Origin of the sequence: Streptomyces sp. NBC_00057 (assembly GCF_045041165.1) — a bacterium.
Lineage (GTDB): Bacteria > Actinomycetota > Actinomycetes > Streptomycetales > Streptomycetaceae > Streptomyces.
Map to the genome: position 1 here is coordinate 822,221 of NZ_CP108256.1, position 21,542 is coordinate 843,762.

At 67.4% G+C, this 21,542-nt stretch carries 19 protein-coding genes and 1 pseudogene; 6 read left to right on the forward strand and 14 right to left on the reverse strand.

Translation table 11 applies throughout. The annotated features are described in order from the left end of the window. Positions 1 to 62 precede the first annotated feature (62 nt). Positions 63 to 1,433 (forward strand): DUF6519 domain-containing protein, encoded by a 1,371-nt coding sequence (locus OG953_RS04130; RefSeq protein ID WP_405682559.1) that lies wholly within the window; start codon positions 63 to 65, stop codon positions 1,431 to 1,433. Between the two features lie 21 nt (positions 1,434 to 1,454). On the opposite strand, the gene OG953_RS04135 is transcribed toward OG953_RS04130, so the two are convergent. The 3 genes from OG953_RS04135 to OG953_RS04145 all read right to left on the reverse strand — a co-directional run bounded on the left by OG953_RS04135 (position 1,455) and on the right by OG953_RS04145 (position 3,113). Beyond that, complete coding sequence (locus OG953_RS04135; RefSeq protein WP_405682560.1) at positions 1,455 to 1,802, reverse strand: hypothetical protein; 348 nt, start codon at positions 1,800 to 1,802, stop codon at positions 1,455 to 1,457. A gap of 246 nt (positions 1,803 to 2,048) precedes the next feature. Continuing rightward, the gene (locus OG953_RS04140) at positions 2,049 to 2,330 is read right to left on the reverse strand and encodes a hypothetical protein (RefSeq protein WP_405682561.1); all 282 of its coding nucleotides are present in this window, start codon (positions 2,328 to 2,330) and stop codon (positions 2,049 to 2,051) included. 30 nt (positions 2,331 to 2,360) lie between these two features. Next, entirely contained in the window at positions 2,361 to 3,113 is a 753-nt protein-coding gene (locus OG953_RS04145) for a peptidoglycan-binding protein (protein WP_405682562.1), read from the reverse strand. A gap of 360 nt (positions 3,114 to 3,473) precedes the next feature. Here OG953_RS04145 and OG953_RS04150 point away from each other — a divergent pair, with 360 nt between their 5' ends. Next, positions 3,474 to 4,001, forward strand: a complete 528-nt coding sequence (locus OG953_RS04150; RefSeq protein ID WP_405682563.1) for a peptidoglycan DD-metalloendopeptidase family protein — start codon at positions 3,474 to 3,476, stop codon at positions 3,999 to 4,001. Positions 4,002 to 4,093: 92 nt separating this feature from the next. Here the strand turns inward: OG953_RS04150 and OG953_RS04155 are convergent, their stop codons facing one another. The 7 genes from OG953_RS04155 to OG953_RS04185 form a co-directional block, all read right to left on the reverse strand. Then, positions 4,094 to 6,109, reverse strand: a complete 2,016-nt coding sequence (locus OG953_RS04155; RefSeq protein ID WP_405682564.1) for an acetoacetate--CoA ligase — start codon at positions 6,107 to 6,109, stop codon at positions 4,094 to 4,096. Between the two features lie 171 nt (positions 6,110 to 6,280). Continuing rightward, entirely contained in the window at positions 6,281 to 6,865 is a 585-nt protein-coding gene (locus tag OG953_RS04160; protein WP_405682565.1) for an RBBP9/YdeN family alpha/beta hydrolase, read from the reverse strand. Continuing rightward, complete coding sequence (locus OG953_RS04165; RefSeq protein ID WP_405682566.1) at positions 6,862 to 8,193, reverse strand: MFS transporter; 1,332 nt, start codon at positions 8,191 to 8,193, stop codon at positions 6,862 to 6,864. Before OG953_RS04165 ends, OG953_RS04160 begins: the two co-directional genes overlap by 4 nt. A gap of 30 nt (positions 8,194 to 8,223) precedes the next feature. Beyond that, complete coding sequence (locus tag OG953_RS04170) at positions 8,224 to 9,141, reverse strand: TauD/TfdA dioxygenase family protein (protein ID WP_405682568.1); 918 nt, start codon at positions 9,139 to 9,141, stop codon at positions 8,224 to 8,226. A 39-nt stretch (positions 9,142 to 9,180) separates the two neighbouring features. Next, the gene (locus tag OG953_RS04175; RefSeq protein WP_405682569.1) at positions 9,181 to 10,152 is read right to left on the reverse strand and encodes a quinone oxidoreductase family protein; all 972 of its coding nucleotides are present in this window, start codon (positions 10,150 to 10,152) and stop codon (positions 9,181 to 9,183) included. Positions 10,153 to 10,232: 80 nt separating this feature from the next. Further along, positions 10,233 to 11,291, reverse strand: coding sequence for a 3-keto-5-aminohexanoate cleavage protein (locus OG953_RS04180; RefSeq protein WP_405682571.1), 1,059 nt, complete (start codon positions 11,289 to 11,291; stop codon positions 10,233 to 10,235). 384 nt (positions 11,292 to 11,675) lie between these two features. Further along, positions 11,676 to 12,698 carry an AraC family transcriptional regulator gene (locus tag OG953_RS04185; RefSeq protein WP_405682573.1) on the reverse strand — a complete coding sequence of 341 codons (1,023 nt, stop codon included), beginning with the start codon at positions 12,696 to 12,698 and terminating at the stop codon, positions 11,676 to 11,678. 368 nt (positions 12,699 to 13,066) lie between these two features. On the opposite strand from OG953_RS04185, the gene OG953_RS04190 reads away from it, so the two are divergent. After that, complete coding sequence (locus tag OG953_RS04190; protein WP_405682574.1) at positions 13,067 to 14,143, forward strand: TauD/TfdA family dioxygenase; 1,077 nt, start codon at positions 13,067 to 13,069, stop codon at positions 14,141 to 14,143. Between the two features lie 32 nt (positions 14,144 to 14,175). Then, entirely contained in the window at positions 14,176 to 15,681 is a 1,506-nt protein-coding gene (locus tag OG953_RS04195) for a long-chain-fatty-acid--CoA ligase (protein ID WP_405682575.1), read from the forward strand. Between the two features lie 613 nt (positions 15,682 to 16,294). On the opposite strand, the gene OG953_RS04200 is transcribed toward OG953_RS04195, so the two are convergent. From OG953_RS04200 to OG953_RS04210, 3 genes are read right to left on the reverse strand one after another with little or no spacing between them, the layout of a single operon-like run. Further along, entirely contained in the window at positions 16,295 to 17,629 is a 1,335-nt protein-coding gene (locus tag OG953_RS04200) for a Dyp-type peroxidase (protein WP_405682576.1), read from the reverse strand. 19 nt (positions 17,630 to 17,648) lie between these two features. Then, entirely contained in the window at positions 17,649 to 18,662 is a 1,014-nt protein-coding gene (locus OG953_RS04205; RefSeq protein WP_405682577.1) for a hypothetical protein, read from the reverse strand. A 46-nt stretch (positions 18,663 to 18,708) separates the two neighbouring features. Next, positions 18,709 to 19,239 carry a hypothetical protein gene (locus tag OG953_RS04210; RefSeq protein ID WP_405682578.1) on the reverse strand — a complete coding sequence of 177 codons (531 nt, stop codon included), beginning with the start codon at positions 19,237 to 19,239 and terminating at the stop codon, positions 18,709 to 18,711. 480 nt (positions 19,240 to 19,719) lie between these two features. Here OG953_RS04210 and OG953_RS04215 point away from each other — a divergent pair, with 480 nt between their 5' ends. Continuing rightward, positions 19,720 to 20,091 carry a DUF4440 domain-containing protein gene (locus OG953_RS04215; protein WP_405691610.1) on the forward strand — a complete coding sequence of 124 codons (372 nt, stop codon included), beginning with the start codon at positions 19,720 to 19,722 and terminating at the stop codon, positions 20,089 to 20,091. Positions 20,092 to 20,263: 172 nt separating this feature from the next. Further along, on the forward strand, positions 20,264 to 20,944 hold the full coding sequence (locus OG953_RS04220) for a hypothetical protein (protein WP_405692443.1): 681 nt from the start codon (positions 20,264 to 20,266) through the stop codon (positions 20,942 to 20,944). A gap of 290 nt (positions 20,945 to 21,234) precedes the next feature. Here the strand turns inward: OG953_RS04220 and OG953_RS04225 are convergent. Beyond that, positions 21,235 to 21,426, reverse strand: a pseudogene (locus OG953_RS04225) (IS701 family transposase); the annotation flags it as partial. Positions 21,427 to 21,542 lie beyond the last annotated feature (116 nt).

The following is a 21,542-nucleotide window of genomic DNA, read 5'->3' on the forward strand; positions in this document are numbered from 1 at the left end:
TCCCCCGCCCCCACCCCCCACCCCCTCACCGTCGGCCCTCGGCCCAGGCAGGAAGCACACCCATGCACGGCGACTTCTCCCGCGTCATCTTCGATCCCGCTCGGCGTTTCTCCGCCGTGCTGTCCCAGCAGGGCCGTGTCCAGCTCGATGCCGAGATCAACGAGCAGACGGCGATCCTCCTGCACTACGTGCGGACTCTGGCCGCCGACCTCCTGGGGCCCGCCGCGTACCCGCCCGAGGAGGACGGCATCGGCGGATTCGGGGTCGACGGATTCGACGGACAGACGTTCACCGTGACCGCGGGACGCATGTACGTCGACGGCATTCTGTGCGAGTGCGACGGCATCGACTACTGGGAGCAGCCCGACGGCCACCTCGACCCCGAGCGCGAGAGCGACCTGCTGCCCCCCGGGCCCTTCCTGGTATACCTGCGGGTCTGGGAGCGCCTGGTCACCGCGTGGGAGGCACCCTGGATCCGCGAGGTGGCCCTCGGCCCGAACGCCCCGGACACGACCGCACGCTCCCGTGTGGTCTGGCAGGTGTGCCGGCTCCCGCTGGCCCCCGGTTCGTTCGTGCCCGACATGCGCAATGCCTCACGCTTCCTGCGGGACCGTATCCGCCAGGACTTCGAGCCCCGCTGCCTGCTCGCCGCACAGACCCGGCGCCCCGAGGAGAACGCCTCGCCCAGTGAGCTGCCCCCGTCCTCCGGTTACCGGGGCCCCGAGAACCAGTTGTACCGGGTGGAGGTGCACCGGGGCGGTACCGCGGAGACGGCGACGTTCAAGTGGTCCCGGGAGAACGGCTCCGTGGTCCTGCCCGTCCGGGCCGTCTCCGGTGTCTCGGTCGAGCTGGAGACGCTGGGCCGGGACGACAAGCTCGGCGTGGACACGGGCGACGTGGTGGAACTCGTCGACGACGCCACGGTGTGTCGCGGGGCGTCGGACCGGTACGACGAGGACTGCAGCCGGCTGTACACCGTCACAGGGATCGACTACGCCGGGTATCGGGTCGAGCTGGACGGCGACCCCGCAGACGATCCGTACCAGCCGAACGTCGGCCGGGTGGCAGCACATCGTCCGTTCCTGCGCCGCTGGGATCACGACACGAGCGGCCGGGAGGGCGGATACGCGGGGGGTGAATTGGGCCTTCCCGTACGGGAAGGGGAGTGGCTGCGGATCGAGGACGGCGTCGAGATCTGGTTCGAACCGAGCCAGGAATCGCCCCGCGTCTACCGAAGGGGCGACTACTGGCTCATCCCGGCCAGGGTGCTCACCAGCGACATCGAATGGCCCCGTGGCCGCCAGGGACAGCCGCTGCGGCGCCGCCCGCATGGCGTCCCCTACCACTACGCCCCCCTCGCGTTCGTCGACCCGCAGGGTGGCGACGAATTCCAGCTGGTGGATCTCCGAGTGCCCTTTCCCCATCGCCGGTAGGCAGCGTGCGCTGCGACGGCGTCAGCGCCCTGCGAACCCGATGACGTACACCATCCACCCGGCGAAGAGCAGCACGGCAACAACGATCACGACCACGGGCGTGCTCCGGGTCGAGACCTCGGCGCCGGTCGTCAGGTTGTGCAGCCGCTTGACCCGCAGCGTGCCGCGTTTGACCTGGCCCTGGGCGCGCACCCAGTCCCCTTCGCTGACGGCGCCCTCGAAGGAGTGGCCGCGCATCTCGACGGGGACCAGCCGTACCGGACGGCCCTCACGGTTGCGTACCTCCACGCAGAAGTTGCACACGATCGTCGTGGTGGTGTTGCTGGAATTCCCACTCACCTCGGTGCGCAGTTGCACGTTCCGTGCCACGCCCTCGACCGTCCCTTTGCCCTGGAGGGTGCCGACGGGGAGTGTGGGACCGTCCGTGTGCCGGGGTGGCTCGTCCTCGAACCGACGCGGCGGGACCAGTGGAGGCTGAGGGATCCGGGGCCGTTGTGGGCGCTGATCGTCGTCCTCGCCGTACGGCGGGATCCAGGCACCGCAGCAAGAACACTGCTGTGCGTCGGGCGGCGCTACGGTGCCGCAGTAATTGCACTTCCAGGCGCCGTCCATGGTCTAGCCCATCCGGTAGGCGACGTAGTGGACCGAACCCTCGACGGGCGACGGGGCGGGCTTGGCGATGGGACCCACCCCACGTTCCGACTCCTCGATGCGGATCGAGCCCAACAGGTCTTCACTGCACACGTCGTCGTGGTCCCGCAGGGACAGGTTCTGGACGAAGTCGACCGGCGCGGTCACCCCCAGCGGCTGGGTCGGGCCGGCCACCGCCTCGCTCGCGGATGCGTCGGAGGCGGTCGACGCGTGGACGCAGCAGACGTCGAGAACGGTCGCTGTCATGCCGCTCATTCCTGTCCTTCTCCCGTGCGCTCAGCCCGGGAGTTCCATGAGCCGGAGCCACGTCTTGTTGCCGACCATGCCGTCCGCCGCCAGGCCGTTGTTGGCCTGGAACCACCGCACGGCCTCGTCGCTGTGCAGGCCGAAGTTGCCGTCGACGACGAGGGGAGGATCCCAGCCGAGGTCGTTCAGGCGCTGCTGAATGTTCTTGACGCCCTCCGCCACGGTGCCCTGCCGGGCGAACGGCTGGTCCGCAGCCTCCCGTTCGGCGCGGCTCGGATGGTCGGTCAGCCATTGCGCCATGTCATCCGGCAGATCGTCGGGGCCATGCGTCTGGCCGGGCCGCCAGCCCTCCACCTGCTGGATCGCGGAAGCGAACGTGGTGAGTTGACCGTCGTTCAGTCCCGCCAGGGTGGTGTCGGTTCCCACGCCCAGGGCGTCGGCGATCCTCTGGGCGTACGCCTGGGGATCGTTGGAGCCGTGGCCGGCCGGGGCATAGGCCTGCATCACCTGCAGGATCGTCTTGTCCCCGCGTCCCGACAGGTAGCGGCGAACGGCTTCGAAGCCGACCTCCTCACTGGGGAAGACGGCGAAGATGTCGTTGTGCTTGCCGGGGTAGGCGCCGTAACTCTCGGCCTCTTCCGAGCGCACGATGTTCCCAGGGTTCTGATTGTTCCAGGAAGCGGTGCCTCCCGTGCGCATCGCTTCCTCGTAGAAGACGTGATCGACACCGAGGATGCTGATGACATCGCCGGGTTCCACGTCGGGTGCGTTGGCCCAAGCCATGGTGGCCTCCGAACAGTTAAGAGCGTTGGGCGACCGGACGCCAGGAAAAAGGCGATTCGGCCGCCAGTCCTTGACTATGAGAGGGCGTTCCGCCGTCGGCACCGAAGCGCGTCATCCTCTGCTTCCAGGACCATCATGACGCCGATCCTGTTTGTACGCCACACGAGTGAGCTGCGCCGCGGCGCACCCGAAGCAGGGCTCGCGTGCGCTCCGAACAGCGACCGCCGGATTCGTTTCACATTCCACAACCACGGCTTCCCGCAAAGTGATTGCCATCGCCATCGACCGCGAATGCCGTGAGGCTGGAACAGGAGTTGAAATGAGAGCGGTACGGCGACACGCACATAAGGAGCAAGACAGGTGTCTGCATTCACAATTGACATGTCGAACCCGTTCCCGAGCGAATTCGCGAGTGGCCTGGGCGGCCCCGGCATGGGAGGCCACCAGTCTCCTGACTGGTACATCCAGTACGGCATGGACCTCGGCGCCGGCGCGGGCGCGACGGTCCTGGCCGCCTTCGACGCCCACATCACCAAGTACAGTCCGCACGACCCCTCGGCCGACACCAACAAGGTCTACGGAGCCCAGTTGTTCATGCGCGCCCCCAACGACATGATGGGCGGCTTCTACACCCACATCACGAATGTCCCGGACGGGCTGACCGTCGGTTCGCAGGTCTCCCGCGGGGATGTGCTCGGTCAGGTGTACGAGTTCGCCCCCACAGCGACGCATCTGCATCTTGCGCTGGTCGAGATCATCGGTGGCGCACCCGGCGGCCAGTACCAAGGCGTGGACCTGTACCAGTTGTTCCTGGACACGGCGAACTCGGACACGGTCACCTCGGTCACCTTCAACCAGGACGGTTCGCCGCCCACCCCCGGGGGTTGACGGCCCTCGCCCGCGATGGATCCGGCGGTGGCCGTGCCCTGCGCGAGTGCGTCTCTCCCTGACGCGGTCTGTCCCAGGAAGGGGCATGGAGATCATGTACCGTCTTGGCGGCCGCGCCGGCGTCCGGAAGGGAGCCTGGTGGCGAACCCCTCGAACCAGGCCAGCATCTCGGGGTGGGTGACGGCGCCCTCAGCGGTCACATCAGCGGCGCGGGCTCCCTGGATGATGCGCTTGACGGGGACCTCCAGCTTCTTCCCGGTCAAGGTGCGCGGCACGGCAGCTATCGGAACGATGACGTCCGGAACGTGCCGCGGTGAGAGCGTGTGTTTGATCGACGTCGCGATGGCACTCCGAAGTGTGTCGTCAACGGATTCCCCTTCGGCGAGGACGACGAAGAGCGGCATGACGTACCGGCCGTCCGGCAGTTCGGCGCCGATGACCAGACTGTCTGCGATCTGGGGAAGCTGCTCGACAACGGCGTAGATGTCGGCGGACCCCATCCGCACACCCATACGGTTGAGTGTTGAATCCGAACGTCCCGCCACCACGACCGACAGGTCCGGTTCGACCGTGACCCAATCGCCGTGCCGCCAGACTCCGGGATAGACATCGAAGTAACTCGCCAGATAGCGCTGATTCTCCGGGTCGTTGACGAAGTGCAACGGCATCGAGGGAAGCGGTGCCGTCACCACCAGCTCCCCCTGCACCCCGACAAGCGGCTGTCCGGAGGCGTCCCAGGCGGCGATGGCAACGCCGAGCGCGGGACACTGGATCCGGCCGGCCCGCACCGGCAGGAGCGGGGAGCCCCCCGCGAGGACCGAGCAGACATCTGTCCCTCCACAGATCGACTGCAGCCAGGCGTCGGGGGCGAGACGGTCGTAAACCCAGCGCCACGTGCTGCCGGGAAGCGATGAGCCGGTCTGCAGGATGGACCGCAGAGCGCTCAGATCGATCTCAGCTGCTGGGTGTGCATCCGCTTTCTCTGCGGCGACCAGGTAGGCCGCTCCCACACCGACCATCGTCGCGCGCGTCTGTTCGGCGACCTTCCAGATACCGTTGACGTCGGAGTACGTGGGGCTGCCGTCGTACAGGACGATCGTGGCGCCGTGCAGCAGACCGCCGACCATGAAGTTCCACACCATCCAGCTGGTGGACGTATGGAAGAAGTAGCGGTCGTCGCTCCGCAGGTCGACGCCGAGACCGAGGGCCTTGAGCAGCTCGACGACGATGCCGCCGTGACCCTGCACGATGCCCTTCGGCACGCCTGTGGTGCCCGATGACCACAAGATCCACAGGGGGTGGTCGAAGGCGACGTCGGCGAAGGTGAGTTCGGCCTGGTTGTCGAGAAGCGTGGACCACGTGTGCTGCTCCAGCTGAGGCCGCTGCGACCATGGTGATGTGGTTGAGGACGTGGAGAGGTGGCCGACCGCGATCAGATGCCGGACCGTGGGCAGCCCGTCCGCGATCTCAGCGACCGCCGGGCGTCGGTCGAATTCCTTCCCCCCGTAGGAGTAACCGTCGGCGGCCACCAGAACCGTCGGCTGCGCCTGCCGCAGCCGCGCGAGCACGCTGGACGTACCGAAGTCCGGCGAGCACACGGTCCACACCGCACCGACAGCGGCACTGGCCAGCAACGCGACCACGGCATGCGACGTGTTCGGGAGGTAGCCGGCAACGCGGTCACCAGGCCCCACGCCCATCTCGCGAAGGGATGCGGCGACAGCGGCGACGTCGCGTCCGAGCTGCCGCCACGACGTCTCCACCGGAATGCCGCCTTCGGAGACACTGATCAAGGCCGGGCGCTCGTCGGTGGCACGAGCGAAGCATTGCTCGGCGAAGTTCATCCGCGCTCCCCTGAACCAGGAGGCTCCGGGCATCGACGCGTCGGCCAGCACCTCGTCATAGCTGCTGACGGCATCGAGGCCGTAGAACTCCCATACGGCCGACCAGAAGGCGGGCACGTCGGTGGTGCTCCACCGCCACAGCTCCGGGTAGTCGGAGAAGGACAGTCCCCGCGTTTCGCTCAGCCAGCGCATGAAGCCGGCGATGTTGGAACTTTCGGCCGTCGAGCGGCTGGGGGACCACAGCAGGTCGGCATCGGTGCTCATCAGCGCCTCCAGGGGCGGGGTCGTGCGGGTGGAGACCGGTGCGCAGAGGCCGGCCGGGGGAAGCGCCTACGGGACGCACCGACATGTCTGCAATGAGGGGTGCTCGGCGGCACGCGGCTCCCTCCTGCCCTGCGCGGGCAGGAGAGAGCCGTGAGGCAAGGCCGTCGCCGGTCAGGCGGACATGTCGGACGAGGCTCGGCCGAGCTCGCGGACGAACTCCTCCGCCCGGGGCCATTCGCCGTAGCCGGAGGCAGGGTTGAGGTGTCCGACCGGGCCCAGGTCCACGAGGCGGCTCCCCCATGCCCGGGCGAGATCGGCGACGCGATCGGCAGCGGCCAGGGGGTCGTTCGTGCTCGCTGCGACGATGCTGGGGAAGGGCAGGGGTGTCCGCGGCGTCGGCGTCCAGCCGCCTTCGCGCAGGGCTTCCAGGGTGGGGTAGCCCTCCGGCAGCGGCGTGTCGAAGTCCGGCGGCGCCGCCAGCAGTGCGCCCTTGACGGGGCGCCGGTGTCGTTGCGCCCAGTGCACGGTGGTCATCACCCCGGCACTGTGGGCAACCAGTACGACGGGCCCGGAGATGTCCGACAGCACCTCGTCCAGCGCGGCGACCTGTGCGTCGCGGCTCAGCCTGTCCTTCTCCAGCGGGGGAACGGTTCGGGCGTCGGCGATCTTGTCGGCGAGGACCGTCTGCCAGTGGTCCGGCACATGATCGCGCAGTCCTGGGACGATGACGACCGTCGGCTGTGCGCTGAGACTCATGACTGCAACTCCGGGGTCTTGAGCGCCAGGTCGGGGAGCAGCCCCAGGCGGCGCAGATCTTTTTCGTAGGAGAACTTGCCGATGGCGAAGGCCACGCTGCCCGCGAGCCCGACGAGCGGGATCACCTGCAGTGCGCCGAGCAGGCCCAGGTGGTCCGCGAGCATGCCCGTCACCGCGGGCCCGGGGGCCAGCCCGAGCAGGCTGTTGGCCAGGGTGAGGGTGGCGAAAGCCGTCGCCGCAATGGCGGCGGGGGTCAGATTGGCCACCATGGCGGCCGCCGGACCGGCGGTGCCGCCGGCCACCAGGGTCCCGGCCGCGATCAGCACGAGCTGCATCGGGCCGACCGGCAGGTGGAATCCCGCCATCAGCAGCACGAACGACCCGAGAGCGCAGACGATCGCAACGTTCCACTTCCGGGCCGCGGCCTTCCGGCTGAGGCGGTCCGCGACGATCCCGCAGAGGATCATGCCAATGCCACTGATCAGCGCGAAGACCCCGGCGGCCAGGCCGGCCTTCGCGGGAGGCATGTCGTAGTACCGGTTGAGGAAACTGGGTATCCACGCGAGCAGGGCCATCGCGATGAACATCTGCAGCCCGCTGCCGATGTAGGCGCAGACCACGGAGACCGAGGAGAACAGCCGCGGCAGCTGGGTCCGGATGGGGGCGCGTTCGCCGGACATGTCGCTGTTACGGATGGACGCCGGGCCCAGCCTCTTCTCGGTGACCACGAGGCCGTAGACCGCGGCCAGGACCAGTCCGGAGATTCCCATCGCGCCGAACGCCCAGCGCCAGCCGTGCTCCTGGGCGATCACACCGCCGACCGACACGCCCAGCACGGATCCGAACGCCCCTCCCGCCATGAAGGCCCCGGAGAGCGTGGCCCGCAAACCGATGGGGAACACGCTGAGGACCACCGCGATGCCGACGCTCCCGTAGGCCGCCTCTCCGACGCCCACCATGAAACGGCCCAGGAACATCTGGCCGTAGCTCGCGGAGATGGCGCAGCCCAGGGTCGCCAGGCTCCACGCCGTCGCGGCGATGACCAAGATCTTGACCCGGCCCCAGCGGTCCGCCAGAAGCGACAGGGGGAAGGTGAGCACACCGACCATCAGGGCCACGATGCCGCTGAGAGAGCCCAACTTGGCATCGGAGAGCAGCCATTCCGCTTTCAGCAGGGGGAAAACCGCGTTGAGGACCTGTCGCGACATGTAGTCGGACAGCAGAAGCCCAAAACCGAGGGCGAACACCAGCCAGGCATAGCTACGGGATACAGCCGGTGCGGCGGGAGACGTCCCCGGCACCGTTGTGCCGGCAGTGTGCAGTCCCATTGGCATCACCTTTTCGTCTCTGGTCGGGGCTCAAAAAGGTTTGTCGCCGACAATCCCCGCGCGCTCCATCTTGCGCACGGCGGGCCAGTAGTCCTGGACGGCGTAATGCTGGGTGGAGCGGTTGTCCCAGATGGCGACGCTGTTCTTCTGCCAGCGCCAGCGCACCTGATACTCGGGGACGGCCGCCTGGCTGATCAGGTAGTTCAGGAGGCTGCTCGCTCCGGGCGCGTAGTCCTGGCCGAAGCGCACGTTCTCGGGCGTGTGGTAGTTGACGAAGTGCGTGGTGAAGGCGTTGACGAAGAGAATCTGCTCGCCGGTCTCCGGGTGGGCACGCACCACCGGGTGCTCCGGGTCCGGGAAGCGGGCCTTCAACTGGTGACGTTGCTCCGTCGGCATCACGGCGCCGAAGGTCGCCTCGATGCTGTGCCGTGCGCGCAAGCCCGCGATCTGCGTCTTGATGTGCTCGGGCAGCCTGCGGTATGCCTCAGCCATGTTGACCCAGACCGTGTCACCACCCACTTCCGGTGTTTCCACGCAGCGCAGCACGGCGCCCATGGGCGGGCACGCGCGCCAGGTTGCGTCGCAGTGCAGCGCGTTCTCGTAGTGCTCGGGTTTGCTGTCCAGATCCTTGTAGATGCGGACCAGCTCTGGGTGGTCGGGGTCGCTGCCGAGCGCCGGATGGTCCTCCAGCGGGCCGAAGCGCCCGGCGAAGGCGATGTGTTCGGCGCGCGTGATGTCCTGGTCACGCAGGAACAGGACCTTGTACTGCAGAAGCAGCGCCTTGATCTCGGCGAACAGATCGCCGTCGCGCGCGGCGTCGCCGAGGTTCACACCGGACAGTTCGGCGCCGATGGTGCAGGTCAGCGGCTCAACCTTGATCGAGGTACGGAGGACGCCCGGCTGCACCAGGGCGGGCGTGTCTTCCTTCGGGCGGACGGTCTGGGGCATGTGCTCACTCCTGGGGGTGACGTGCGGGGCACGGCGAGCTCAGAGGACGAAGACGGAAGACCCCGTGGTCCGTCCCGCTTCCAGGTCACGATGGGCCTGTACCGCGTCCTGGAGGGCGTAGCGCTGATTGGTCTCGATCTTGATGCGACCGGCCGCGACGTGCCCGAACAGCTCCCCGGCCAGGGCGTCCCGCTCCGCCGGCTCGGCGATGTAGTCGGCCAGCGCGGGGCGGGTCACGAACAGCGAGCCGTGGATGGCCAGTTGCATGGCGTCGAGCGGCGGGACTCCGGAGGCCGTACCGAAACACACCAACAGGCCGCGGCGTTGCAGCGAGGCCATGGATCCGGCGACGGTGTCCTTGCCGATACTGTCGAAGACGACCGGGACACCCTTGCCGTCGGTCAGCTCACGCACCCGCTCGGCCACGTTCTCGCGCCGGTAGTAGATGATGTGCTCGCAGCCGTGGGCGCGGGCGACCTCGGCCTTCTCCTCGCTGGAGACCGTTCCGATCACCGTGATGCCGAGCAGCTTCGCCCACTGGGAGACGATCAGACCGACGCCGCCGGCCGCCGCGTGGAGCAGCACGGTGTCGCCGGACTTCAGCGGGTGGATCCGGCGCAGCAGGTACGCCGAGGTGAGTCCGCGCATGGTCATCGCCGCGGCGGTCTCGCAGCCGATCTCGTCCGGCAGCTTGATCAGTGAATCCGCGGGCATGACCCGCTCCGTGCTGTACGCACCCAGCGGGCTGCCGGTGTAGGTCACACGGTCGCCCTCGGCAACATGTGTCACGCCCTCGCCCACGGCCTCGATCACACCCGAGGCCTCCACGCCGAGCCCCGCGGGCAGCGGAGCCGGGTACAGGCCGGTGCGGAAATAGGTGTCGGCGAAGTTGAGTCCGACGGCGACGTGCCGGATCCTTACCTCGCCCGGGCCCGGGTCGCCGACGGTGACCTGTTCCCACCGCATGACCTCGGGGCCACCGGTGTCGTGGAATCGAATGGCGTGTGCCATGACGTGCTCCGTTTGCTCGGTTGTGGGGCTGTGTGGGGCGGCGGCGGGATGCGACCCGGGCCGCCGCCGGTGGGGTCGGGTCAGCTCTTGAGGTCGCGCAGCATGGAACCGCGTCGGCCGGGGCGGCGGTTGGGCACCATGCCGAGCTGGGCCAGGGTCTCGTCGGCGTCCGAGTACCATTCGCCGATCTTGTAGATCTTCTTCGCCTCCTGCCCGGTGGCGATCTCACGGCCCAGCGCATGGGCGATGTTGACCATCTGCTCGACCTGCTCCACGGAGGACATCCGCTCGCCCTTGTGCCGCCACAGGTTGTCCTCGTTGCCCACCCGCACGTGCGTGCCGAGGGCGATGCCGATCGCGTTCATCGGCGCCACCGCGCGCATGGACGCCTCGATGGTGAGCACGGCGCCGTCCGGGACGCGACGGATGAACTCGATCAGGTCGGCCGGGTGTCGGCCGGCGAACCCGCCGCCGATGGCAACGTAGTTGAGCACCAGTGGTCCGTTGTAGATGCCCTTGCGGATCAGCCGCTCCACGGTCTCCAGCTGTGCCATGTTGGCAAGTTGGAAGTGCGGCTGGATGCCGTTGGCACGGAGCCGCTCGAGGTGCTCGAGGTAGAAGTCCGGCCCGGCCTCGACCACCATGTCCCGATAGGCCTTGTAGTACCCCGGCTTGGCGATCGAGGTTCCCTCGATGTCCTCGTCGTCGAAGAGCTCGACGATGTTCATCTGGTTGGTGTTGATCGCGATCGTCACCTGGTCGGGCCTGGGAGTGATCTCGGCCAGCATGTGGCGGGTGTCGTAGCTGAGCCACTTGGCGTCGCCGCCCTCGTCCTCGGGGGCGAAGGAGATCGACCCGCCGATCTGCAGGACCATGTCCGGCACGGCCTCGCGCAGGCGGGCCATCAGCTCGTTGAACATGGAGATGCGCTTGGATCCGTGGCCGTCCAGTTCGCGCACGTGGATGTGCAGCACCGTGGCGCCGGCGTTGTAGCAGTCGACGGCCGCCTGCACGTGCTCGTCCATGGTGAGCGGTAGGTCGTCGGCGTCACCGGGCAGCCACTCCGGCCCGTAGGGCGCGGCCTGGATGACCAGCTTCTCCTGGTTCTCCGGATACAGGGAATCGTCGAAGAAGTGCATGGTCCATCTCCTTTGTCGAATGGGTCTTCACTCGCCGCACGCATCACTGCTTTCGATGCGAGGCCCGGAGGGCTTGCGAGGAGCGGACGCGGGATTGCAGACGGGGCCCCCGGGCCCGCGGGGGGTCGGATACGATCAGCGGGCCCGGAAGGGAACATTCGGCTGCGGGCAGGGTTTCTGCTCGTCCCCGAGGGGTCGACCATTTCCCTTGCGGTGAGGCAACGTTAAGGGCGGGTTAACGTGCGCGCTTGACCGAAGGTGACAGAAGACTTGCCGCTTGGGGACATGCCTTGCCCTCGCGGCCGTCGTCCCCGGACCCGGGCAGGGTCATGCTGAGACAGGGCGTGAACGGTCGGCCCCACCCCTGTGCGGAAACTCCGGTGGTCACTCCTCGCCGGAAGGCTGCTGCCTGCTCCTGCGGACCCGCCACTCCCTCGGACTGCAGCCGAACCGCTCGCGGAACCAGCGCGAGAAGGCACTCGGTGCCGAGAATCCCAGGAGCCCGGAGATCTCCGTGAACGAGCGGCGTGGGTTCGCCACGAGCTGCTCCGCGAGCTGGGTACGTGTGGCGTTGAGAACGGAGGAGAACGTATCGCCCGACGCCGCCAGGTGCCGGTGGATCGTCCTCCGGTCGATGCCGAGGCTGTCCGCGACCTGCTCGATCGAACAGCGCCCGGTAGGCAGCAGGACTTCGATCAGCTCACGCACGCGGTCCAGCACGGTGGTGTCCTTCGAGACCGCGATGGACTCGAAGTACTGCCGGGCGTAGGTCCGCAGCAGCGGGTCCGACATGGGGTTGGGAGCCTTGAGATCGCTGGCGTAGAAAACGATCCCGTTGAATTCCCGGTCGAATTCCACTACCGGGCCGAAGAGGCGCCGGTGGGTACCGGGATCCGCCGGCGCGTCGTGCGTGAAGCACACGGACAACGGCTGCCACCGGGCACCGAGAAAGCTGCGGAGGACCCCGTGGAAGGTACCCACGGCCAGCTCCGTGGCCTGGCGGGCGGCCAGGGCCTCACCCAGCTCGAGGCTCACTTTGACGGTGGCCAGGCCGTTCGCCCCGGAGAGCCGGCTGCGAAGCATCTCGTTGTACATGTGCTCATGGCCGACGAGAAGTTCGAGGGCGCTGCGAACATCGGGCTCGTCGCGCAGGACCAGACTGATGGGGCCGAGATTGGAGAAGCTGCGTCGCTCGGCGAGGAGCAGGCCGAAGTCCCCGCGCCGTGAGGCCGCTGCCGAGAGTTCGAGCAGCTGGGTGACCGCCACGCCGGGGATCCATCTGTCCTGGACCGCGAGGCCGACAGGGTCCAGGCCCACACGCTTCATCAGGGCCCTCGGATCGATGCCGAGCGACTGGCTGACCTCGACATAGTTGTTCAGCGCTGCATTGCGGACAAGAGGCTTCATGGGCGCACTCCAGGGGGCGATGTCCCCAAGTGATAAGTGAGATGTCACGTCACGTCAAGCCATGGGGCATGTCGTGACCTAGCGTTGCACCACTGCGGTGGCTCCGCCTGGATACGGCGTCCCGGCCGATCGGAAATCCAGCGGGGAACACCATCGCAAACAGTCCAAGTGTTGACCAGCCCTGAAATACCGGCACGGAATTTCCTGCAGATCAATGAATTCGGGGCAATGACACGCACCGAAGCCGTCAGAGATATTCCACAAAGAAAGGAGAGAGGTCGTACGCACAATTTCTGTTCCAGCCGGTAATGAGCTGCACATGAGTCCGAAGAGAGACGTACGACCTGAGGGAGGTCACCATGACGAGCGTGATCAACGTGCTGCGTCGGCCTTGTACCGGGCCGGCCGTGTGGGCGGGTCCGGACCTGGCGGACTCCGAGGAATGGGTCCTGCGGCTCTCGCCGGCGCAGATCGACGAACTCGAGGCGGCTCTGCGCGCGGTGCGCGAGCGGGGCGTTCCGCTGCTGAAGGTGACCGCCGACGACTTTCCGCTGCCGACCCTGGCCGGCGAACTGAAACGCATCGCCGACGTACTGGAAAACGGACGCGGCTTCGTGCTCGTGAAACGTATTCCGGTCGAGCGATACAGCCAGGCTGCGGCGAGCACCATTTTCTGGGGAGTGGGCCGGCATCTGGGTGTTCCGGTGTCGCAGAACGCGGCGGGCCACATGCTCGGCCACGCCCGGGACACCGGCCGTAGCCTTGCCGACCCGGGAACGCGCGGATACCAGACCAGAGCGAGGCTGCCGTTCCACACCGACGGATCCGATGCCATCGGGTTGTTGTGCCTGCGAGCGGCCCGCTCCGGCGCACGGACCGCCGTCGTCAGCTCGGCAGCGGTCTACAACGCCGTCCTGGCACGGCGGCCGGATCTGCTCGAGCGGCTGTACCGCACACATTTCCTCGACCTACGGGAGGAGCAAGCCCCCGGCGAGCGCCCGTACGCCGCGGTCCCGCTCGTGTCCTGGAGCGGGGGCAAGCTCAGCATGCGCTACAACCGCTGTTACCTCGAATCCGCACAGCGCTTTCCTGACGTTCCCCGCCTGGAGCCGACGGACGTGGAACTGTTCGACCTCGTCGACGCACTGGCAGGGTCACCGGAGCTCCGGCTCGAGGTCGACTTCGAGGTCGGCGACCTGCTGTTCCTCAACAACCATGCGCTTCTTCATTCCCGCACGGAATATGAGGACTTCGCCGAGCCCGAACTGAAGCGCCACGTCCTGCGGCTGTGGCTGGCCGTGCGGCAGGGACGCGGCCTGCCGCCCGATTTCTGGGGAGATCCGCACAGCACCGGCGGCGGTCCCGATCGCGGCGGGGTTGCCCCCCGCGACGTGATCGCGACACAGAACTCCGTGGGCCTCGGCGGCTGTCGGCACCAACGGTGACCGCCAACAGCCCAGATCGAAGAGGAAACCGAATGAACAACCTCGCCACGCTCCTGACCGAATCCGCCCGGGCCGACGCCGACCGCGTCGCCGTTCGCCAGGATGAGATCGCCCTCACCTATGCCCAACTGAACGACGCGAGCGCCCGGTTCGCCACACTGTTGCAGATCAAGGGCGTCCGGCCGGGCGATCGCGTCGCGTTGGTCATGCCCAACATCACCGGTTTCCCGGTCGCGTACTACGGCATCCTCCGCTGCGGTGGCGTGGTGGTACCGATGAATCCGCTGTTGAAGGCCCGTGAAATAGCCTTCACTCTCCGGGATTCCGGATCGCGGATCGTGGTGACATCCCCGCGGTGCGCGGACGAGGTCGCAACGGCCGCGGCGGGAGTCGGGGCCGACTGCCTGGTCACCGACCCGGCGACGTTCGACGCCCTGGTTCAGGCCGCCGAACCGATGCCCCAGGTCGCCGACCGGGCGGAGACCGACACTGCCGTGATCCTCTACACATCGGGCACGACAGGGACTCCGAAGGGCGCCGAGCTGACTCACGGCAACCTGATGACCAACGCGGCCACCGCGACCGAGACGCTGCTCCACGTCGGGCCGGGCGACGTACTGTTCGGGGGCCTGCCGCTGTTCCACGCCTTCGGGCAGACCTGCGCTCTCAACACTGCCGTCGCCGCGGGCGCCACTTTGACCTTGCTGCCGCGGTTCGAGCCGGTCAAGGCGCTGGAGATCATGCATCACGACGGGGCCACCATCTTCCTGGGCGTCCCCACGATGTACACAGCCCTGCTCAACACCGGGATCCCCGACGGCTACGACCTCTCACGACTGCGCCTGGCCGTTTCCGGCGGTGCTTCCTTGCCGGTCGAGGTACTGCACGACTTCGAACGGACATTCGGCGTCACAGTGCTGGAGGGCTATGGGCTGTCGGAGACTTCGCCCGTCGCGTCGTTCAACCCCCCGGACAGGCCACGCAAGGCCGGCTCGATCGGCCTCCCGATCCGCGGGGTGGAGCTCAAGGTCGTGGCGGACGACGGCACCTCGGTGGGCCCGGGCGAGGTGGGTGAGATCGCGATCCGCGGCGAGAACGTGATGAAGGGCTACTGGAATCGTCCGGATGCGACCGCGGATGCCATCCGGGACGGGTGGTTCCACAGCGGCGACCTGGCCCGTGTCGACGAAGACGGCTACTACTTCATCGTCGACCGGAAGAAGGACCTCATCATCCGCGGCGGTTACAACGTCTACCCACGTGAGATCGAGGAGGTGCTCTACGAACACCCGGCCGTCGCCGAGGCCGCAGTGGTCGGCGTGCCGCACGAGACCTACGGAGAGGAGATAGCCGCCGTCGTGACCCTCCGGAACGGTGCACAGATCACGGCCGATGAAATACGCGACCATGTCAAACAGCGGGTGGCGGCCTACAAGTATCCACGGATCGTCACCTTCACCGACGCACTCCCCAAGGGAGCAACGGGCAAGATCATCAAGCGGGAGATCGTCGTCAAGCAGGAGGCGCCCACGGGCTGAACCGATCTGGTTCGACGGCGGCAACCGCAGGAAGACGCTGCGTGCGCAGCGCGGTGTGGCTTCTGGTCGGCGGTCTGCGGAAGCCGGGCTGTGCGGATCGTGGCGGATGCCTGCCAAGTCCTCACTTGTCCGAGCCAGGGGACGGCCGGATCGAAGCCGCTGATGGCGCTGTTCGCCGCCACCGCTCGGTGCCGGCCGACGAGCAGACACCGGGAGCGTTCTGGCGTGGGCTGCGGCTGGTGGCGGTGGACGGCACGTGCTGGGATGCCACTGACCGTCGCGCGACCGAGAAGACCTTCGGTCGGTCGTCCGGGCGACACCCGTGGCCCGGCCAAGGCGGCGTTCCGACAGGTACGGATGGCGGCGCCGATGCAGGACGGCACGCATGCGGTACCTGATGCGGAGCTGGACGACCGCCGGGGCGGGGAGCCGACGCCGCAGGCCCGCGTCGTGTGGTCGGCCAGCGGGCCCGGGCATGGCTGGTCCTGGCTGACCGGGTCTTCCTCGGCGTGTCGTGGTGGCGGGCGTTCACCGCCACCACGACCCGCCCGAGGGACGCGCCCTCGGGCGGCGGAGCACCTCGGGGGGTGCGACGGCGTGCGTGGCCGCCCTGTCAGTTCGGGAGTTCCCCGAGCCAGCGCAGGGCGCTCCGGCTCGGCAGGAAGCAGTACTCGCCGCCGCGGGTGACGACGAAGCGCGGCAGTGGGGTGAGGCGCCGTCGAAGCGGCCGCCGGGGAATGGTGAAGCCGGTGGCTCCGTCGTGGGATCCGGTGATGGGGTCTTTGGTGTTGCCCGCGCCGAAGAAGACGCCGTCGTTCATCCATTCCGACTGGACGAACTCGAACTGCCGCCCGAGGTGGGCTCCGATGAACGCGAACATCAGGCCGCGGTCGGCCCCGTCGTCCTCCAGGACTCCCTCGGGGAGCGGTGGACCGTAGACGGCGCCGCGTCTGATCATGCGGTGCAGTCGCACTTCTCCCGCCACCGAGGCGTCGCGGGGGTTGGCCCGGCGGATGTGACAGCTGCCGGGCGTGATGAATCCCGCCGGATCGTCTCGCTCATACAGGAAGGTGTTGCGGCGGTCCCGGTCGCTACCGAGAGCGGGGTCATCGTGTTGCGGACTGAGCGCGAGGGGGGCTCCGCTGCGCCAGCGTCCCATGATCTTGGCCGCGAGCAGTTCCTCGTCTTCGGGGGACGTGGCGTTGTCCCGGAGATAGCGCCGGAACGCGGCGACGTCCTGGTGAAGCTTACGGAAGACCGCGTAGCTGCCGTTGCGCCCCAGCACCTCCGGCTGCGGGGTCTGGAGACCGCCGATCTCGTCCCGGTAGCCGAGCACGAACTCCCCGGCTTTCAACGGCACCTCCAGCTGGTTGGACCCGGGGATGCCGCTTCCTTCGACGGCCGGATGGCTGACGCCGTCGCGATAGCCGAAGTGCTCGGTCTCGGTGGGCAGCGCGTAACAGTCCTGTCGCCAGATCGCGGTCACACCGGCGAGGCCGTCGTACGCGGGCCGGGCCCGATCGACGGCCGCCTCCAACCGCGGGACGTCGGGCGCGACCGCCGCGAGCACCACATGGACATCCGGCGTGCCCAGCGGCGCTTCCCAGTTCTCGGGGCTGCTCTCGCCGACATCGCCCAGCGCTTTGGCCCGGGCGGCCATCCCCTGCCGGAACTCCCAGGCGAACGTGTCCAGTGATCCGCCCGGCACACCCAGCGCCGCCAGGCCGTGACAGGTGACCGCGACACTGACCCATGTCTCCCCCAGGGGGCTGACCGGGTCGGCGGCAGAGGTCACCACCGCGCTCGCGCGTCGCATCAGTTCCCGACCGTCGGCCCTGTCATCGACGCGGAACACAAGATAGGTCGCCGCGTAGGGAGTCGGCCGAGGGCTGAGAACCCCGCGCTGAATGTCGTCGAGTTCCAACGCAACTTGCGTAGGCCGGCTCACGGTCCACCTCCCTGTAGTACTACTTCGAGACGAGGTTCCGCCAGAAGTTCCTGAGACTCTCGTCGCCTCCGAACAGCGAACTGAAGATCGTGGAGTCCGCCAGCAGCACATCGCCGGCCCGCTCACCGCTCGGAGGCATCCACAGGAACATGTTGAACTCGGTGTTGCCGGCCTCGGTGAACGGATGCGGCCTGGAGGTGTCGATCGGCTGCCTGGCCAGCACGTGGATGACATCCGGCTCGTCGGTCGTCACGGCGTAATGCGGCAGGTGCATATGGAAGTTGAAGTTCGTCACCCCTTCCAGCCACCCTTTCGCGTCCAGGTCCCTCACCGTGGAGAGCGGGGCGATCTTGTTCTTCTCCCGCACCGCGGGGCGCAGTCCGTAACGGTTCTCGACCGGCACCGCGAGGCCCTGCATCAAGTCCCTGACGTAGGTGGCGAATCGCTGCTGGCGGGGGACCAAGCGATCTCCGTGATGGTGGTACTCCACGTCCCGCACGGCCAGATCGTCCGAAGCCCCGACATCATGGTGAGGCCCCAGGACCAGACAGGCGTCCTCCCGGCCGAGGAAGGCCCGCAGTGCCTCAACCTCCTCGGGCTGGGCTTCCTGCCCGGTGATCATGTGGTCCAGCCCGAACACGAAGAGAGTGTCGGTGTCGGCCAGTACGCGCTCGTCGAGCGGGGTCCGGAATCCGGCCTGGTCGATACGCTGATACACCGGAACGGGGTGCCCGGTGACCTCCTCGACGAACTGCTGAAACGGCACCCAGGCCCAGAAGAACAATTCCAGTGCGCCGGCGATGCCCTGCTGGAACTGCAACGGGTCGGACCACTTCGGATCCTCGTAGGCGGGCCACGCCACCCGCCTGACCTCCGTCATCGTGGAGAACCGGTTGTCCAGCTCAGCCGGATTTCTGCCCGCCTCGGCCGGATAGCTCCACGAGACGTAGATGCTCACCCGTCGCCGACCAGGGGTGTATTCGCGCGGGACGTGGTTCTGGTTGTAGGTGCGCGCAGTCCTGACCTCGCTCATCTTCGTCTCCGATCCACACATGGGACAAGCACACGACAGCCCGCTCTCACTGCAGCTGGTCGAGCATCTCCGACAGGGCACCCTTGATCCGCAGGGCCTTCTTGATCTCATCAGCGGACACGTACGGGTACTCCCCGTACTCGATGAAGCTCGGACAGTGGTGTTCGCGCACAAACCTGACGAACGCCTCAGGGTTGGTCCGCCAGTCCTCGGGGAATCCTTCGAGGTTCTCGAAGGACGTGCTCACCCCCGCCTTGCCGAAAAGCGCGACGGCGTCCTCGGTGTACTTGTCGAAGTCGGTATCGAAGATCCCCTGATACATGAAGCGCGTGTCGTCGTCGAAAAGCACCCAGCGCAGATAGTGCAACTTCAGTGGCGCGAGGAGATAGGGGTCTTCCTCCAAGGCCTCGGCCAGAGTGTTGCCGTAGGCACGTATCGCGTCAGCCCTGCCCGGCTTGACCTTCGCAATGATGGTGAACCCGTAACACGCCGGTGTCTTCGGAAACACGGGACCGTATTTCCCCTGCTCGAGTTGGTCGATCTTGGGGATGACGGCCGCCTGCGGCTTGATCTCCATGTCCGCTCCTCCCGCCACCTGTCGGCTGGGAACAATCCCCCTAAGACCGACCGGCAAATGGGGGGTGGGAGAAGGAGCGGGGCTGGGTGCGTGCAGCTGCAAGGCGGAGGATTGAGCCAACGCGGAGCGTTGGTGATTGACGAAAACGCCGCAGATGTGCGTGCCCAGCCCCGCGACGCCGCCCCCCATTTGCCGGTCGGTCTAAGTGTCCCACGCAGCAGGCCCATCCGCCTCGTGAGCAGCGCTGTCATGGTCCCGGTCGCGCGTGCGGGCAACACCGTTGGCAGTCTGGCCGAGTCCGGGCAGGACATTGTCCTTCGCTGCATCGCTCACCGAGTGCATGGGGCTGCCCCGCTCCCGGGGCAGGACCCAGTACGTCGACCTTGCCGACAGGCCGGCAATGGGCGACGATCAGGCGCGAGGTGTTTCACCTGTGGGAGGGGATCCGTGTCCGACGTCAAGGCCGAGCTCGACCAGCTGATGCATTCTTTACTCGGTGCGTTCACCAACACCGGCGGTAGCCGGCCGAACGTGGACGCTGTCCGTGAGGTGTTCATTCCGCAAGGAATGATCATCAAGAACGTCGGGGACGAGCCGGTGATCTACAACCTCGACGCGTTCGTCGAGCCCCGGGAGAAGATCCTCACCGATGGGACGCTGACGGAGTTCTCCGAATGGGAAGTTGCCGAGCGGACCGAGATTTTCGGGTCGATCGCGCACCGATTCAGCGAGTACCGCAAGTCCGGTTTCCTCGATGGCGAGTGGTTCGAGGGATCCGGCCGCAAGACCACCCAGTTCGTCCGGACACCTGCCGGCTGGAGGATGAGCTCAATGGCCTGGGATGACGTATAGGGGTTGTGAGCTGCTGTCGGTTTGCTGAGCTGAAGTGCGTTGTAGTGAGCAGGAGTGAGTCCTGTCGGCGGGTTCACCGAGTGGGAACGGAAGTTCTGGGATCGAATGGGTGACCTTGGCGTCTGCTGCTCGTTGGGCAGGTGGCAGGTTTCCAGTCTGGGGAGGGGGTGTTGTGGTGGGTGGTGTGCGGGAGTTGGCCGGGTCCTTCGTGGCGCCCGGGCCTTGCGGGGTGGCGGTCCGGGACCGTCTGAAGCACCTCACGCCCCAGGACGAGATAGTCCTGCGTGCGGTCGGTGAGCATCAGGGGCGTCTGGCTTCCCGTGATCTCAGGGCCCGTTGTGCGGATGGTCTGGAGCACAGCGCGGACACCTGGGCGTCGCGCAAGCGGGACCTGACGCCGCTGTCGTCATCGCGGATCGCCGGTGCGATCACCAAAGCCACACACGACCAGTGGGCGCTGGCGCGCCGTTGCCAGGCAGCGCACATCCGGACGCTGGAATCCGGGATCAGGACGCTGCGGCACCGCCTCTCCCTCCCCATCGGCGCGAGCGGAACGAAGCGGGCAGCCGGTGGCTACCGCTCCAAGGGCGAGTGGTTCCACAAGTCCCGCCGCCTCGCGGCGCTGGAAGCCCGGCACGATACCGCGGTCCGTGACCGGCAGGCCGGACGCGTCCGGGTGGTACGGGGCGGCAAACGCCTCCTGAACACCCGCCACCACCTCACCCAGGCCCGGCTGACCGAAGAGCAGTGGCGAGAACGCTGGGAAGCTGAACGCTGGTTCATCGCCGCCGACGGCGAGTCCGGGAAACGGTTCGGGAACGAGACGATCCGCGTCACATCCGCCACGCCCTGACCCGCCTGATCCACTGGGCCAAACAGGCCGGTGTCACCGCGATTGCCATCGAAGACCTCGACTTCACCACCGAGAAAACGCGGGAGAAACACGGCCGCAAGAAGAGGTTCCGGCAGCTGATCTCCGGCATCCCGACCGGAAAGCTCAAGGTCCGGCTGGTCTCCAGGGCCGCCGAACAGGGCCTGAGCATTGTCGCGGTCGACCCCGCCTACCCCTCGATGTGGGGTGCCCAGCACTGGCAGAAACCACTGGCCACCCCCAACACAGTTGCCCGTGGCACCGGAGTTGAGCGGGCTCTCGTGCCCGGCCTCCTCGGCGACCGTCCAGCCGTTCTTCGGCTCCAACGGAGCGATCGGACCACGCAGATACGTCGGCGCGGACTCACGCGGCTCGGTACGAGCAAACCGGTGCAAGAACCGCTCGTGAAGCTCGGCCGAACCAGCGGACCATCGGACCGCATCAACATCCCCACCCGTACACAGCCCAATGAGCAACCTGCGGCCTCGTCACCTCGAGCACGGTTGCAGCACGCCCCGTTGATCAACAGTGAGGCAGCAGGTGGGTGGCCGAGCAGTCCCCCTGTTACGGGAGACTGCCC

What these genes read in the sequence shown, in the direction of transcription:
- OG953_RS04130 (WP_405682559.1), top strand. Translation starts at nt 63, where the DNA reads ATGCACGGCGACTTCTCCCGCGTCATCTTCGATCCCGCTCGGCGTTTC.
- OG953_RS04140 (WP_405682561.1), bottom strand. Translation starts at nt 2,330, where the DNA reads ATGACAGCGACCGTTCTCGACGTCTGCTGCGTCCACGCGTCGACCGCC.
- OG953_RS04145 (WP_405682562.1), bottom strand. Translation starts at nt 3,113, where the DNA reads ATGGCTTGGGCCAACGCACCCGACGTGGAACCCGGCGATGTCATCAGC.
- OG953_RS04155 (WP_405682564.1), bottom strand. Translation starts at nt 6,109, where the DNA reads ATGAGCACCGATGCCGACCTGCTGTGGTCCCCCAGCCGCTCGACGGCC.
- OG953_RS04160 (WP_405682565.1), bottom strand. Translation starts at nt 6,865, where the DNA reads ATGAGTCTCAGCGCACAGCCGACGGTCGTCATCGTCCCAGGACTGCGC.
- OG953_RS04165 (WP_405682566.1), bottom strand. Translation starts at nt 8,193, where the DNA reads ATGGGACTGCACACTGCCGGCACAACGGTGCCGGGGACGTCTCCCGCC.
- OG953_RS04170 (WP_405682568.1), bottom strand. Translation starts at nt 9,141, where the DNA reads ATGCCCCAGACCGTCCGCCCGAAGGAAGACACGCCCGCCCTGGTGCAG.
- OG953_RS04175 (WP_405682569.1), bottom strand. Translation starts at nt 10,152, where the DNA reads ATGGCACACGCCATTCGATTCCACGACACCGGTGGCCCCGAGGTCATG.
- OG953_RS04180 (WP_405682571.1), bottom strand. Translation starts at nt 11,291, where the DNA reads ATGCACTTCTTCGACGATTCCCTGTATCCGGAGAACCAGGAGAAGCTG.
- OG953_RS04185 (WP_405682573.1), bottom strand. Translation starts at nt 12,698, where the DNA reads ATGAAGCCTCTTGTCCGCAATGCAGCGCTGAACAACTATGTCGAGGTC.
- OG953_RS04195 (WP_405682575.1), top strand. Translation starts at nt 14,176, where the DNA reads ATGAACAACCTCGCCACGCTCCTGACCGAATCCGCCCGGGCCGACGCC.
- OG953_RS04205 (WP_405682577.1), bottom strand. Translation starts at nt 18,662, where the DNA reads ATGAGCGAGGTCAGGACTGCGCGCACCTACAACCAGAACCACGTCCCG.
- OG953_RS04210 (WP_405682578.1), bottom strand. Translation starts at nt 19,239, where the DNA reads ATGGAGATCAAGCCGCAGGCGGCCGTCATCCCCAAGATCGACCAACTC.
- OG953_RS04215 (WP_405691610.1), top strand. Translation starts at nt 19,720, where the DNA reads ATGCATTCTTTACTCGGTGCGTTCACCAACACCGGCGGTAGCCGGCCG.